10 protein-coding genes are annotated in these 13,943 nt (G+C 51.1%); 4 read left to right on the top strand and 6 right to left on the bottom strand.

From position 1 onward, the window contains the following. Positions 1-12: 12 nt before the first annotated feature. Positions 13-2,247, bottom strand: coding sequence for a GTP diphosphokinase (gene relA / locus AC3ISQ_RS18230; protein ID WP_489348783.1), 2,235 nt, complete (start codon positions 2,245-2,247; stop codon positions 13-15). A 9-nt stretch (positions 2,248-2,256) separates the two neighbouring features. Beyond that, positions 2,257-3,606: a 23S rRNA (uracil(1939)-C(5))-methyltransferase RlmD gene (rlmD, locus tag AC3ISQ_RS18235; RefSeq protein WP_489348785.1), complete on the bottom strand. Its 1,350-nt coding sequence runs from the start codon at positions 3,604-3,606 to the stop codon at positions 2,257-2,259. A gap of 61 nt (positions 3,607-3,667) precedes the next feature. Between rlmD and barA the strand changes: the two genes are divergently transcribed. Continuing rightward, a complete protein-coding gene (barA, locus tag AC3ISQ_RS18240) occupies positions 3,668-6,400 on the top strand; it encodes a two-component sensor histidine kinase BarA (RefSeq protein ID WP_489348787.1) in 2,733 nt (910 codons plus the stop codon). Positions 6,401-6,475: 75 nt separating this feature from the next. Here the strand turns inward: barA and degP are convergent, their stop codons facing one another. Both degP and dgt read right to left on the bottom strand, forming a co-directional pair. Then, entirely contained in the window at positions 6,476-7,906 is a 1,431-nt protein-coding gene (gene degP / locus AC3ISQ_RS18245) for a serine endoprotease DegP (protein WP_489348789.1), read from the bottom strand. Positions 7,907-8,096: 190 nt separating this feature from the next. Further along, the gene (dgt, locus tag AC3ISQ_RS18250; RefSeq protein WP_489348790.1) at positions 8,097-9,611 is read right to left on the bottom strand and encodes a dGTPase; all 1,515 of its coding nucleotides are present in this window, start codon (positions 9,609-9,611) and stop codon (positions 8,097-8,099) included. 108 nt (positions 9,612-9,719) lie between these two features. On the opposite strand from dgt, the gene mtnN reads away from it, so the two are divergent. The 3 genes from mtnN to AC3ISQ_RS18265 are packed head-to-tail and all read left to right on the top strand — an operon-like array spanning position 9,720 to position 11,837. Then, the gene (gene mtnN, locus AC3ISQ_RS18255; protein ID WP_489348792.1) at positions 9,720-10,421 is read left to right on the top strand and encodes a 5'-methylthioadenosine/S-adenosylhomocysteine nucleosidase; all 702 of its coding nucleotides are present in this window, start codon (positions 9,720-9,722) and stop codon (positions 10,419-10,421) included. Positions 10,422-10,467: 46 nt separating this feature from the next. Continuing rightward, complete coding sequence (gene btuF, locus AC3ISQ_RS18260; RefSeq protein ID WP_489353368.1) at positions 10,468-11,229, top strand: vitamin B12 ABC transporter substrate-binding protein BtuF; 762 nt, start codon at positions 10,468-10,470, stop codon at positions 11,227-11,229. Next, positions 11,229-11,837: a TRIC cation channel family protein gene (locus tag AC3ISQ_RS18265; protein ID WP_489348793.1), complete on the top strand. Its 609-nt coding sequence runs from the start codon at positions 11,229-11,231 to the stop codon at positions 11,835-11,837. The genes btuF and AC3ISQ_RS18265 overlap by 1 nt, the downstream gene beginning before the upstream one ends. Positions 11,838-12,039: 202 nt before the next feature. Here the strand turns inward: AC3ISQ_RS18265 and erpA are convergent, their stop codons facing one another. After that, complete coding sequence (erpA, locus tag AC3ISQ_RS18270) at positions 12,040-12,384, bottom strand: iron-sulfur cluster insertion protein ErpA (protein WP_095095769.1); 345 nt, start codon at positions 12,382-12,384, stop codon at positions 12,040-12,042. Positions 12,385-12,462: 78 nt separating this feature from the next. After that, positions 12,463-13,884, bottom strand: coding sequence for a H(+)/Cl(-) exchange transporter ClcA (clcA, locus tag AC3ISQ_RS18275; RefSeq protein ID WP_489348795.1), 1,422 nt, complete (start codon positions 13,882-13,884; stop codon positions 12,463-12,465). Between the last annotated feature and the right edge of the window lie 59 nt (positions 13,885-13,943).

Genomic DNA, 13,943 nt, shown 5'->3' on the forward strand with positions numbered 1-13,943 from the left:
GATGAAGGGTATTTAGTTGCCGTGCAGGCGTTTAGCATCAATCACATCCGGCAGTTGGTTTAACTTGGCGATCACTCGCCCCAACACCGCCTGATTGTAGATCTCAATGTCCATGTCGATGGTCGCCAATTGTTTTTTGGTATCGCTACGGCTGGCCACGCCTAATACGTTGACCTTTTCGTTGGCGAGAATGGTGGTGATATCACGCAACAAACCGCTGCGATCGTTCGCCACCACGCGCACCACCAGCGAATAACCGCTGGAATAACTTTCGCCCCATACCGCATCGACAATACGCTCTGGCGCATGAGATTGCAGATCGATCAGTTGATCGCAATCCGCACGGTGGATCGAAATACCGCGCCCTTGAGTAATAAAACCGACGATCTCGTCACCGGGGATCGGTTGGCAGCAACGGGCAATATGGTGCATCAGATTACCGACGCCCTCCACCACCACGCGCCCAGTATCTTTATTGCTGCGAGTGGTCGGCGGCGCTTTCTGTTGCACCAACTGACGTAGCGCTTCGCGATCTTGTTCTTCTGCACTCGGCTTGTTGAACTTGCCTTGTAGGAAGTTGATCATTTGGTTGAGACGAATGTCCCCACCACCAATCGCGGCCAGAATTTCGTCTAACGAATTCATGTTGTAACGGGGGATCAACAGCTTCTCGGCTTCTTTCAGGCTGATGTCTAAGTGTTCCAGCTCGTTGTCCAACATCTGCCGTCCAGCGAGAATGTTTTTGTCACGATCCTGCTTACGGAACCAGTTGTGGATCTTCGAACGTCCACGACTGGTGGTGACGTAACCGAGGTTCGGGTTCAGCCAGTCGCGGCTTGGGTTCGGCTGTTTCTGGGTGATTACCTCAATCTGATCACCCATCTTCAACTGATAGGTAAACGGCACGATGCGCCCGCCGATCTTGGCACCGATGCAACGGTGACCAACATCGCTATGAATATGGTAGGCAAAATCGAGCGGTGTAGAACCGGCGGGCAGATCCACCACATCACCTTTTGGCGTAAACACATAGACTCGATCGTCGAACACCTGGCTACGCACTTCGTCGAGCATCTCGCCGGAGTCCGCCATTTCTTCCTGCCAAGCGATCAGTTTACGCAACCAGGCGATACGCTCTTCGTAACCGGAACGCACCGTAGCGATCGCCCCTTCTTTGTATTTCCAATGCGCCGCGACACCCAACTCGGCATCTTCATGCATCTGGCGGGTACGAATTTGGATCTCAACCGTTTTGCCACGCGGCCCCAGCACCACGGTGTGGATCGACTGATAACCGTTCGGTTTTGGGTTAGCGACGTAATCGTCAAATTCATCGGGCAGATGGCGGAAATGGGTATGCACAATGCCCAGCGCGGCGTAGCAGTCCTGCAAACGCTCAGCAACAATACGCACCGCCCGCACATCGAACAGTTCGTCGAACGACAGCGCTTTTTTCTGCATTTTGCGCCAGATGCTATAGATATGCTTCGGTCGGCCATAGATTTCGACCTTAATACCTTCTGCTGCCATCTCTTTGCGCAGCGAGGCGACGAAATCATCAATAAACTGTTCGCGGTCGATACGGCGCTCATGCAGCAATTTAGCGATGCGTTTGTATTCGTCCGGGTGCAGGTAGCGGAAGCAGAAATCTTCCAGCTCCCATTTCAGCTGCCCAATACCCAAGCGGTTAGCCAACGGTGCATAGATGTTGGAACACTCTTTCGCCGCCAACACACGTTCATCTTCCGGCGCATCTTTAACTTCACGCAGGTGAGCGATACGCTCCGCCAGCTTGATAACAACACAGCGGAAATCCTCCACCATTGCCAACAACATGCGGCGCACGTTATCGACCTGAACGGAAGCGGTGGAATCGTTGTGAGTGGCTTTCAGTTGGCGAATAGCGTCCATATCACGCACGCCGTGGACCAGATAAGTAATGCCCTTACCAAACTCTTCGGTCAGGGTTTCTTCATCGACGATACCGGCGTCCACCAACGGGAACAGCAGCGCAGCACGCATACTGTCGTTGTCCATGCTGAGGGTCGATAGAATTTCGACCATCTCCAAACCGCGCCATAACAACAATGACACGTCAGGGTGGTTTTGAGTATGCTGCTCACAGTAGCGCCAGGTTGCGGCCAGTCGCTCACATGACTGCGGGTTAGGTAGCCCAAGGCTGGCGATCCACTCATCGAGTGCGAATTCGCCCGCCGTATTCAGATGTGCACTTCTTACCGCAACCATAACTTCTCCCTACTTTGCAGCGACTTCTGGCACAGTGTCGCTAATAAACAGCGCCATTGATTCAAGATGCCCAGTGTGCGGGAACATATCTAACATCCGCACCCGCGCAAGACGATAACCGGCTGCCAGCAAAACTTTGCTGTCACGCGCCAGCGTAGTGGGATTACAGGAGACGTAAACCACCCGTTCTGGTGCCAGTTTTACAATCTGTGACATGACCCCGGCCGCACCTGCACGAGCGGGATCTAACATCACTTTATCAAACCCTTGTGCTGCCCAAGGTTGCCGCGCGACATCCTCTTCCAGATTTTCATGGAAAAATACGGCATTACTCAGCAAATTCTGATGTGCATTATATTGCCCATTCGCTACCAGCGTGGCAACACCTTCAATGCCTACCACCTCGTTGGCGCGTCGAGCCAGCGGCAAGGTAAAATTGCCCATGCCGCAAAAGAGATCCAATACCCGATCATTGGGTTGGACTGACAGCCATTCAAGTGCTTGCGCGACCATTTGCTGATTTACTGCATCATTAACCTGAATAAAGTCACGCGGATTAAAGTCTAAGCGTAGCCCGTCAACCTGATAATACGGCGTCTCGCCGTGCAGTTTTTCCAGGTGATCACTATCAGGCGCCAGATAAATCGTCAGATTTTTCTGCTGCGCAAAATCCAACAACCACTGGCGATCGCTCTCTTTTAGCGCATCCAGATGGCGCAATACCAGTATTGGACCATTATCCCCTAAAACCAGCTCAGCATGACCGAGACGTTTGACGGCCTGTAAACCATTCAGACAATCACGCAGCGGTAATAACAGTTGCTCCAATTCTGGTGCCAACACCGGGCATTGGGTGAGCGGCACTAAATCGTTAGATGCGGTTTGGCGAAAGCCCATCACCAATTTTTGCTGTTTGGTTTGCCACGCCAGCCCCAAGCGTGCCCGACGGCGATAACCGTATTGCGGTCCGGCAATCACCGTATCCGTCTCAGGTGTTATGCCAGTTTCCTGCTCAATCATGCGGATCAACCCAGCCGACTTACTTTGTTGCTGTAAGGCTTCGCTGGCGTGCTGTTGCTGACAACCACCACAGACGCCGAAGTGCGGACAACGCGGTTCTACCCGTTGTGGGCTATGATTCAGCAAGCGTTTTAGCTTACCTTTAGCGAACTGACGCTTATCTTCTGTCAGTTGAATTTCAGCCTGTTCACCCGGCAGTACTCCGGGGATAAATATCGCTTTACCTTCATGACGCGCCACTCCCTGGCCGAACGGATCGAGATCCGTCACTGTCACAGTTAACATTTGTAAAGTTTGCCGGGTCGTCACGCGGCGTTTGGGAGAGTAGAATTGCGCCATAATTATCGATTAAATGTTGGTTCATTAGGAATCAGCGACAATTCTCCCACATTGGAATCTCATGACCAAATACAGTCTGCGTGCACGCATGATGATACTGATTCTGGCTCCGACGCTATTGATCGGGCTGCTGCTCAGTACGTTCTTTGTGGTGCATCGCTATAATGAGCTGCAAGAACAACTGGTTGACGCCGGTTCTAGCATCATCGAACCGCTGGCAGTCGCCAGTGAATATGGCATGACTTTCCGCAGTCGCGAGTCGGTCAGACAATTGGTCAGCCTGTTACATCGCCGCCATTCGGATATTGTGCGCTCAATTACGGTTTTTGATGCGCAGAATAATCTCTTCGTGACATCGAATTATCACCGTAATACGACTCCGTTGCAGCTACCAAAAGGTGTGCCATTCCCCACCGATCTGATGTTAACGCGCAAAGACGATTCGTTAATCCTGCGCACGCCCATTCTGTCGGAAAACCAATACCCCGATGGCGAGAGTGGCGCCACAACGCAGCCAGAGCGCAGCCTCGGCTATGTGGCGGTCGAGCTGGATCTGAGCTCGGTACGTCTGCAGCAATATAAAGAAGTGTTCATTTCCACCCTGTTGCTGCTGTTATGCATGTGTATCGCCATCCTATTCGCCTACCGCCTGATGCGTGACGTGACTGGGCCGATCCGCAATATGGTGAATACTGTTGATCGCATTCGCCGTGGTCAGCTCGACAGCCGGGTCGAAGGCTTTATGCTCGGCGAACTGCATATGCTGAAAAATGGCATTAACTCGATGGCGATGTCGCTCACCGCCTATCACGAAGAGATGCAGCAAAATATTGATCAAGCCACGTCGGACTTACGAGAAACGCTGGAGCAAATGGAGATCCAGAACGTTGAACTGGATCTCGCCAAGAAGCGGGCACAAGAAGCCGCACGTATTAAGTCTGAGTTTTTGGCCAATATGTCGCACGAGTTACGCACTCCGCTCAACGGCGTGATTGGTTTTACCCGCCAAACGTTGAAAACCGATCTGAGCGAGACTCAAACCGACTATTTGCAAACCATTGAGCGTTCGGCCAATAACCTGCTCACCATCATTAATGACGTGCTGGACTTCTCGAAACTGGAAGCCGGTAAGTTGGTGCTGGAGCATATTCCCTTCGCCTTACGCGAGACGTTGGATGAAGTCATCGTTTTACTGGCACCAAGCGCCCACGAGAAAGGGCTAGAGCTGACGCTGGATGTGCACAACGACGTCCCGGAACAAGTCATTGGCGATTCGCTACGTTTGCAACAGATCATTACCAACCTGTTGGGCAACGCCGTTAAATTTACTGAAACCGGCAATATCGATATTCGCGTCGAACTGCGTAACCACCTAGAACGCCAAGTGGAACTAGAAATACAGATCCACGATACCGGCATCGGCATTTCCGAACGCCAGCAATCGCAACTGTTCCAAGCTTTCCGTCAGGCGGATGCCAGCATTTCTCGTCGTCACGGCGGTACCGGGTTGGGATTGGTCATTACCCAAAAATTAGTGAAAGAGATGGGTGGCGACATCAATTTCCATAGTCAATTGAATCGCGGCTCCACGTTCTGGTTCCACATCACCATTGATTTGAACGAGGGTATGCTGTCGTTACCACCAAGCCTGCCGGACCTGCGTGGAAAAACACTGGCTTATGTCGAAGCCAACCCAACGGCGGCGCAAGCAACGCTCAACATGCTGAATGCCACGCAGTTGATCGTGACTCACTCCCCTACCTTGGCGCAACTCGCGAAAAACGACTATGACTTCCTATTAGTGGGAGTACCAATCCCGTTCCGTGAAACCATCGGCTCGGGACAGCATCAGGAAAAACTCAACGAGGCGTTGAAACTGGCGAAACGAGTGATCCTAGCACTGCCGTATCAATCGCAAATTGACGCTGAAAAATTCAAAACACTGGGAGCCATTGGCTGCCTGACCAAACCGATTACTAGTGGTCGTCTATATCCGTTATTGCGGATGGAAGCACCACTCCCATTGAATGCCCCGCAGCAACATAAACGCTTGCCGTTAACCGTCATGGCCGTCGACGACAACCCGGCTAACCTGAAGTTAATCGGCACGTTGCTAGAAGAGCAGGTAGAAAAAACACTGTTGTGTGAAAATGGGGAGGAAGCCATCGCCCTCGCGCGGGAAAGCGTGCTGGACCTGATCCTGATGGATATCCAAATGCCCAATATTGACGGTATTCGCACCAGTGAACTGATCCGTCAAATGCCACATCATAACTCCACACCGATTGTTGCCGTCACTGCCCATGCCGTCAGTGGTGAGCGCGAGCATCTACTGCAAGTCGGTATGGACGATTATCTGGCAAAACCGATCGATGAGGCGATGCTGACCGTGGTGCTATCACGTTATTACAGCGAGCCTGAAAAAGTGTTGCCTCAGGGAGTTACCGAACCTCAACCGTCGCTCGATTGGTCACTGGCTCTACGCCAAGCTGCTAATAAAGAAGACTTGGCGCGCGATCTATTACAGATGCTTCTCGACTTCCTGCCACAGGTAAAAGAACGCGTACAGACCATACTCAATGGCAAACAGGACGACAGTATTCTCGATTTGATCCACAAACTACATGGCAGTTGTAGCTACAGCGGTGTCCCACGACTGAAACAACTGTGTTTCTATCTGGAGCAACAGCTACGCCAAGGCATCGATAACAACGATCTGGAACCCGAATGGTTGGAGTTATTGGATGAAATAGATTTGGTCAGCCGAGTAGCTCAGGAACATTTGGCTGATTAACTATTCTCATAAACTAAAAACCCCGCTCAATTTCTCAAGCGGGGTTTGGTTGTTAACTCAACGAGCTACAAAAAATTACTGCATCAACAGATACAGTGAAGTATCGCCACGCTGGATATTCAGCGCCAGCACCGCAGGCTTGCTGTCGAGGATTTTACGCAGTTCGCCCAAGTTCTGAATCGGTTGTTGGTTAACACCCAGAATCACATCACCTTTTTTCAAACCGATACGTGCAGCGGCACTGCCTGCTTTCACGTTATCGACTTTCACCCCTTTATGACCGTCAACTTGGGTATTACTCAATTCAGCCCCTTCAATGCCGGTGTAAATGTTGCCGGAATCGACCTGGCTTTGGCTGCTTTGCTCCAGCGTAACATCAATGGTCTGCGGCTTACCGTCACGGATAATTCCCAGTGCCAATTTGCTACCAATCGGTAAGGTGCCGATTTCTGCACGGAACGAAGCGAAGCTGGATATCGCTTTACCGTTCAGAGTCACGATCACGTCCCCCGCCTTAATATCGGCTTTAGCAGCGGAAGACTTCGGCAACACTTGGCTGACAAACGCCCCGCGCTGAGCATCAACCTTCATCGCTTTCGCCAGCTCAGAGTTCAGTTCGGTGCCCATAATGCCCAGTTCACCGCGTTTCACCTGACCATATTCCACCATCTGTGCCGTCAGGTTTTTCACCATATTGCTTGGGATCGCGAAACCGATACCGATATTCCCGCCGTCCGGCGCCAGGATCGCGGTGTTCATACCGATCAGTTCACCATTCAGGTTCACCAACGCACCACCGGAGTTACCACGGTTGATCGCCGCATCGGTCTGGATAAAGTTTTCGTAATTTTCAATGTTCAAGCCACTGCGCCCCAGCGCAGAGACAATACCGGAAGTCACCGTTTCACCCAGACCATACGGGTTACCGATCGCCACGGTGTAGTCGCCCACACGCAGTTGATCGGAGTCTGCCATTTTAACTTCAGTCAGATTTTTGGCGTCTTTCAGTTGGAGCAATGCAATATCGGAACGAGGATCTTTACCAATCACTTTGGCATCAAAGCGACGACCATCGCTCAGTTGAACCTGAATTTTGGTCGCGTTATCCACCACGTGGTTATTGGTAACTACATAGCCTTTCGCAGCATCAATGATGACCCCTGAGCCCAATGCTTTAAAGGCTTCTTTGGTTCCTTGCTGCCCACCCGGCCCGCCCTGACACATCGGAGAACCTTGGAACGGTGAGCCGTCCTGACAGAATGGTGAGTCATCACCAAAGAACTGCTGGAACTGTTGTGGCATACGTGGCGTATTGACCGTGGTACTGCCTTCAACGTTAATGCTGACGACCGAAGGCATCACTTTTTCCAGCATCGGTGCCAGGCTTGGCAGTTGTTGTGTTGGGGTACTGGCAGAAGCCGTTTCTGCGGCATTAGCCGCCATCGGGCTCATCGCCATACTGATACTTAATGCTAACGCGCTCAGAACTAGTGCAGTTTTTTTCATCTGTGTGTCTCTTAATAAAATCAATCAGGAGGTACAAAATCTTTGTGCATGTTCAGAGTTTATTAATAGCTTGAAGTTCCGAAACTGGCGACGGGCAATAGTAAACAAATATTGTCCGTCTTTACAAAACTCGAAATACTCAAAACCGTCGCTCCCCTCCGAAAGAATAGGATAATCCTCAGAGATAAAGTTACTCTGCCGCCATTAACCTGCGGTATTCATCATAGGCATAAATATCTGTCATCCCACTGATGTAATCCTGAATCAAACGCGCTCGATAGTAATATTCCCAGATGACATGCTGTTGTTCTGATTGACCACGCAGTGCATCAGTCGCTTCAACATAAGCCTGCCGATGTTTCCCTGAAAGCTTATGGAACAAACGCGTTTCGATCAGATATCCCTTATGGTTATCTTCCCGCACCAGACGGGTAAAATCCGCTAATGGTATTGCCAATAGTGGGCTGTAGATGTCCAGCAAGCCACTAATGACCCGATACCCTTGCAACTCTAACTGCTCCACTTCTGGATGATTAAAGACTTTCTTCATGGCAACGTCTTTAAATATATCCAGCAAACGCTTAGCCGGGCTAGAACCTTCCAGCAGTGCCTCATTAAAATGCCCTTGATATATCATGTCCAGATTATCAATAAAGCGTTGCGCAGCATGAGGGACCAATTCACCGACGGTATTCACTCGTAAGGTCATAAAGAAAATATTATCGTTGCGTCGCTGTTCCGGACATTTCATCATTTTCCGATAAGCGTTACCGACGACTTTATCGAACAAATCCCCCGGAGTTTCTTCGCCCCAAGCTTCCTTCAAATAATCATACAGTTGATAGACGCTAAAAATATCCTTTTCTACTGCATCATCCAAATCGGCAATACAATAGGAAATATCATCAGCGGCTTCCATGATATAAGTGAGCGGGAAGCGAGCGAACTCGGTCATGCCCAGTTCTTGGCGCAGTTCAGCAACAAAACTTTCCTCAGCTAAATAGAAGCCCGGTTTTTTAGTCAGATAATTAAAATCTGCCACTTTCTCCGTCGAATAAGCCGGTAGGGTATATTTCAAAATACAGGCGATTTGCGCATAGGTCAGATTCAGCCGTAATAAGGTATGCACTAAACGTATTGCCTGCGCATTACCTTCAAAATGCGCCAGATCGCGTCGCACCTTACCGCGCAAGCGGTTAAGCTCCGGCTCCCCTTCTTTCAGCCGTAAAAATTCGGGGGTACAACGATCGTTGCTCTGCGGAGCCGTGCCACAACTGGCGGTATCCAAACGTTTATCGAACCAGTTATTAATCGCAGCCTCACCGAAATGACCAAAAGGCGGATTGCCAATGTCATGCATCAAGCACGCCATTTCCACTACGCTCTCAAACGAGCTTTGCAGTTGGTCTAACCCATACTCAGTGATTTTTTTACTTTTATTCAACGCATGGAAAATCTCTTTGGCGATATAGCGCCCAACCTGTTGAACTTCCAGCGAATGTGTCAGACGTGAACGCACCGCTGCGTTGCGTTCTAGTGGAAATACCTGGGTTTTCTGCTGCAAACGGCGGATGGCGGCAGAATTGATAATCCGCCCACGGTCGCTTTCAAAACGTTTGATAATGTCGTATTCAGTGTGGGCATCTCGATGTGTGCCATAAAAACGTTTGAAGCTCATCTTGCTGCGAAAATCGATCTCTGACATATCGCCTCTCCTTTTGCTGCGCTAGTCGCCCAGTAATACTGACTATTCTCTCACAGAGCCATGATAGACTATGGCGCAATTTTCATACCCAATTAGCGAGTATTCTCTATGAAAGTAGGCATCATCGGCGCAATGGAACAAGAAGTCACCCTGCTGCGCGATAAAATCGACAATCGTCAGACCCTTCAGCGTGCAGGTTGCGAGATCTACACCGGTCAGATCAATGGTGTTGAAGTGGCATTGCTAAAATCCGGCATTGGTAAAGTGGCGGCGGCGATGGGTACCACTCTGCTGCTGGAGCACTGCAAACCCGACGTAGTGATCAATACCGGTTCTGCCGGTGGCTTGGCGACCACCTTAAAAGTGGGTGACATTGTGGTTTCGCAAGAAGTGCGTTACCACGATGCTGATGTAACCGCCTTCGGTTATGAACCTGGCCAAATGGCCGGTTGCCCAGCGGCTTTCGTCGCTGATCAGAAGCTGATCGAGCTGGCGGAAAAATGCATCAAGCAACTCGATCTGAACGCAGTACGCGGCCTGATTTGCAGCGGCGATGCGTTTATTAACGGTGCAGAGCCATTGGCACGCATTCGCGCGACTTTCCCTAACGTCGCGGCGGTTGAAATGGAAGCGGCAGCTATCGGCCACGTTTGCCATCTGTTCAACACCCCATTCGTGGTGGTGCGCGCTATCTCCGACGTCGCCGATCAAGAATCACACCTAAGCTTTGATGAGTTCTTGGTGACAGCGGCCAAGCAGTCGTCATTGATGGTCGAAACTATGCTGTCTGATTTGGCTAGAGGTGGCTAAGGTGCCGAAGCACTTTTTCCCTCTCCTATGGTTATTGGTGCTATGGATGGCGCTACCCGCCAGTGCCGCCCAGCGCGTGGTTAGCCTAGCGCCTAATACTACCGAACTGGCCTATGCTGCTGGCATGGGTGACGTTTTATTGGCGGTCAGTGCTTATTCTGACTATCCCCCTGCGGCAAAGAAGTTGGAACAGGTTGCTTCCTGGCAAGGAATCAACCTGGAACGGGTTCTCGCGCTAAAGCCAGATCTGATTTTAGCGTGGCGTGGTGGTAATCCGCAGCGAGTGTTGGATCAGTTAGCCACTTTTGGCATTCCGATTTTCTACGCTGATGCCACAAACATCGCCGATATTGCCCAAAACTTGGATGATTTAGCGCAATACAGCCCCCATCCTGAACAGGCTCATCAAGCCGCAACGCAGCTACGTCAACAAACTGCAGCGCTAAAAGCGAAATACGCCAATAATCAGCCACGACGTGTGCTGTTGCAGTTTGGTACCCAACCCCTATTCACCAGTTCCGGCGCGACTTTGCAAAGCCAAATATTGTCGCTGTGCGGTGCTGAAAACATTTTTGCCGAGAGCAAAATGCCTTGGCCGCAGATCAGCCGCGAACAAGTGCTCGCACGCAAACCGCAGGCGATTGTGATTACTGGCGGTGAAAAGCAAATCGCTAGCGTGAAAGCTTTTTGGGCACCACAGTTAGAAGTACCAATCATCGCGCTGAACGAGGATTGGTTTAACCGACCTGGGCCACGCATCATGTTGGCCGCACAGCAACTTTGTAGCCAACTGGCGGAGGTGCACTGATGTTAGTGTTCTGGTTAGATATTCTCGGTACTGCCGTGTTTGCCATCTCCGGCGTATTGCTGGCAGGTAAACTGCGTATGGACCCGTTTGGTGTGCTGGTACTTGGCGTAGTGACCGCCGTCGGTGGCGGTACTATTCGTGATATGGCGCTGGCCAACGGCCCAGTGTTCTGGGTGAAAGATCCTACCGATTTAGTGGTGGCGATGATTACCTGCGTGCTAACGCTATTGTTGATTCGTCAACCCCGTCGCTTGCCGATCTGGATCTTGCCAGTGTTAGACGCCATTGGATTAGCGGTGTTTGTCGGCATCGGCGTTAACAAAGCCTTTGCTGCTGGAACCGGACCACTGGTGGCGATTTGCATGGGCGTGATCACGGGTGTCGGCGGCGGGATTATCCGCGACGTGCTGGCACGTGAGATCCCGATGATCCTGCGAACTGAAATTTATGCCACCGCCTGTATTATCGGCGGCATCGTCCACGCCACCGCTTATTACACCTTCGGCATGCCACTGCAACAGGCGATGATGTTAGGCATGGTCATCACGCTGGTCATTCGCTTGGCGGCGATCCGCTGGCATTTGAAACTACCGGCGTTTGTCATCTAGAAAACTTTGCCATCTAGAAAACAAAAACCCGCGAACCATTAGGCTAGCGGGTTTCTTTTTGTCGGTAATACAACCTATACCCTAAATAATTGGAGTTGCATCGCGGCGGCAAACGAACGAGTCCCGATGAGCTTACGCCAGTAAGTGATTCGGGTGAGTAAGAGCAGCCAACAAAGATGCAGCTTCAAGTATGACGGGTATATCAGATGCTGAACGAAGAACCGCAACCACAGGTCGTTTTGGCGTTCGGGTTAGTAACCACGAAACGGGAACCTTCTAGCCCTTCGGTATAATCAACCGAACCACCGACCAGATATTGCAGGCTCATTGGGTCAACCACCAGCGCAACGCCTTGCTTCTCGATGGTCATATCGCCGTCGTTGACCTTATCGTCAAAAGTGAAGCCGTATTGGAATCCGCTGCAACCGCCACCGGTAATGTAAACCCGTAACTTCAGGTTCGGATTTTCTTCATCAGCAATCAGGAACTTCACCTTACTTGCTGCTGCCTCGGTAAATTGCAGGGGCAGTGCTGTTTCATCGCTCATACTTAACTCCCAACATCACTCAATACCAAACTATCGTTTGATCAACTCTACCGATTATCCAATAGTTGAGTGTTACGTTCAACTATTCACCGCATTTGTAGCATTTTCTTTACCTGTTTGCTCCGCTGCCTGCTGCCCCTGCTTTTTCAACGTACGCTCCAAAATCGAGGAGTACAGCGGCTTGCCGCCTAGGAATTGTGCCACCAGCGTGGCCCCCAAACAGGTAATAATCATCGGCAAAATCAGTTGGTAGTTATCGGTCATTTCCAGCACCAATACGATCCCCGTTAACGGTGCACGAACTGTAGCAGCAAATAATGCCCCCATACCGGCGATAGCGAAAGTTCCCGCTTCGATACCATACTGCGGGAACAGATGGCTGCTCGCCAGACCAAACGCGGTGCCAAACAGCGTTCCCAGCGCCAACATCGGTGCAAAAATACCGCCCGGCGCGCCAGAACCGAAGCACAGCAACGTCGTCACGACACGGGCGATAAAAATAAACATCAATACGCCAACGGTATAATTACCGGCAGCGGCAACCGGGATCAAACCAAAACCGCCACCCGCCGCTTCTGGCTGGATCAACCCCAGAATGCCGCACACGCCGCCGAGAATACCGCCAATCATCAGAATCTTACGTAGATTACCGCCGTGCAATCGAGCAAACATATCTTGGGTACGGAAAATCATGGCGTTAAACATCACCCCGACTGCACCAAAAATCGCCCCTAATACCAAATACAGCCACAGCGTATTAATCGGTGCAGAAGAGAGTTTTCCTACCGAGATCACGGCGTGTTCACCATTGAAGATTTGGAACACCACGGTAGACATGATAACCCCGATAAACACCGCTTTTATCGAGATCAGGTTATAGCGGAACTGCGGACGCATCTCTTCGATGATAAACAGAATGCCTGCCAACGGCGCATTGAATGCCGCCGAAAGTCCGGCTGCGGCACCGGTCGCCAACAAAGAGTGACGCGCTTCGGCTCCACGCATGCGGAAAATATCCAGCACCATACGCCCAACGTTGCCGCCCATCTGTACCGTTGGCCCTTCGCGCCCCAGCACCATGCCTGCACCCAAGGTGCCCATACCGCCAATAAATTTTACCGGGATCACTCTCCACCAACGCACCGGGCGTAACTCTTCCAGCGCACCTTCAATTTCAGGAATGCCCGAACCACCAGCTTCTGGCGCAAAGCGCCGCACTAGGTAATAACCCAGCACCGCTAACGCCGCAGAGATGATAAAGGTTAGCGGCCAAGCCAAGATCCAGTAATCCGCCACATGTGCCAGCGTCGCCAAACGCTCTTGCTGCACCCAGCCCACCGCTTTTTCAAAAGCGACGCCCAGTAGGCCAGCTAAGGTGCCGACCAACGCCGCCATCACTAAAATAGCGACCGGTGTTTTATCGCGGCGCATAAATTGCCGCACCCTATCGCTGCGTTTCAGATGGGGTGTCCGTAGTGGCTTTTGTTGTATCTCTGTCATAGTGGAATTCAGTGGGATAAGTAATACAAATAGCGAAGTTGGCTATTCTAGCTCACTCT

Source organism: Serratia sp. KH_031, assembly GCF_057839655.1.

Coding starts and splice junctions, on each gene's coding strand:
- relA (WP_489348783.1), bottom strand. CDS start 2,247: ATGGTTGCGGTAAGAAGTGCACATCTGAATACGGCGGGCGAATTCGCA.
- btuF (WP_489353368.1), top strand. CDS start 10,468: ATGGCGCTACCCGCCAGTGCCGCCCAGCGCGTGGTTAGCCTAGCGCCT.
- degP (WP_489348789.1), bottom strand. CDS start 7,906: ATGAAAAAAACTGCACTAGTTCTGAGCGCGTTAGCATTAAGTATCAGT.
- erpA (WP_095095769.1), bottom strand. CDS start 12,384: ATGAGCGATGAAACAGCACTGCCCCTGCAATTTACCGAGGCAGCAGCA.
- barA (WP_489348787.1), top strand. CDS start 3,668: ATGACCAAATACAGTCTGCGTGCACGCATGATGATACTGATTCTGGCT.
- rlmD (WP_489348785.1), bottom strand. CDS start 3,606: ATGGCGCAATTCTACTCTCCCAAACGCCGCGTGACGACCCGGCAAACT.
- mtnN (WP_489348792.1), top strand. CDS start 9,720: ATGAAAGTAGGCATCATCGGCGCAATGGAACAAGAAGTCACCCTGCTG.
- clcA (WP_489348795.1), bottom strand. CDS start 13,884: ATGACAGAGATACAACAAAAGCCACTACGGACACCCCATCTGAAACGC.
- dgt (WP_489348790.1), bottom strand. CDS start 9,611: ATGTCAGAGATCGATTTTCGCAGCAAGATGAGCTTCAAACGTTTTTAT.
- AC3ISQ_RS18265 (WP_489348793.1), top strand. CDS start 11,229: ATGTTAGTGTTCTGGTTAGATATTCTCGGTACTGCCGTGTTTGCCATC.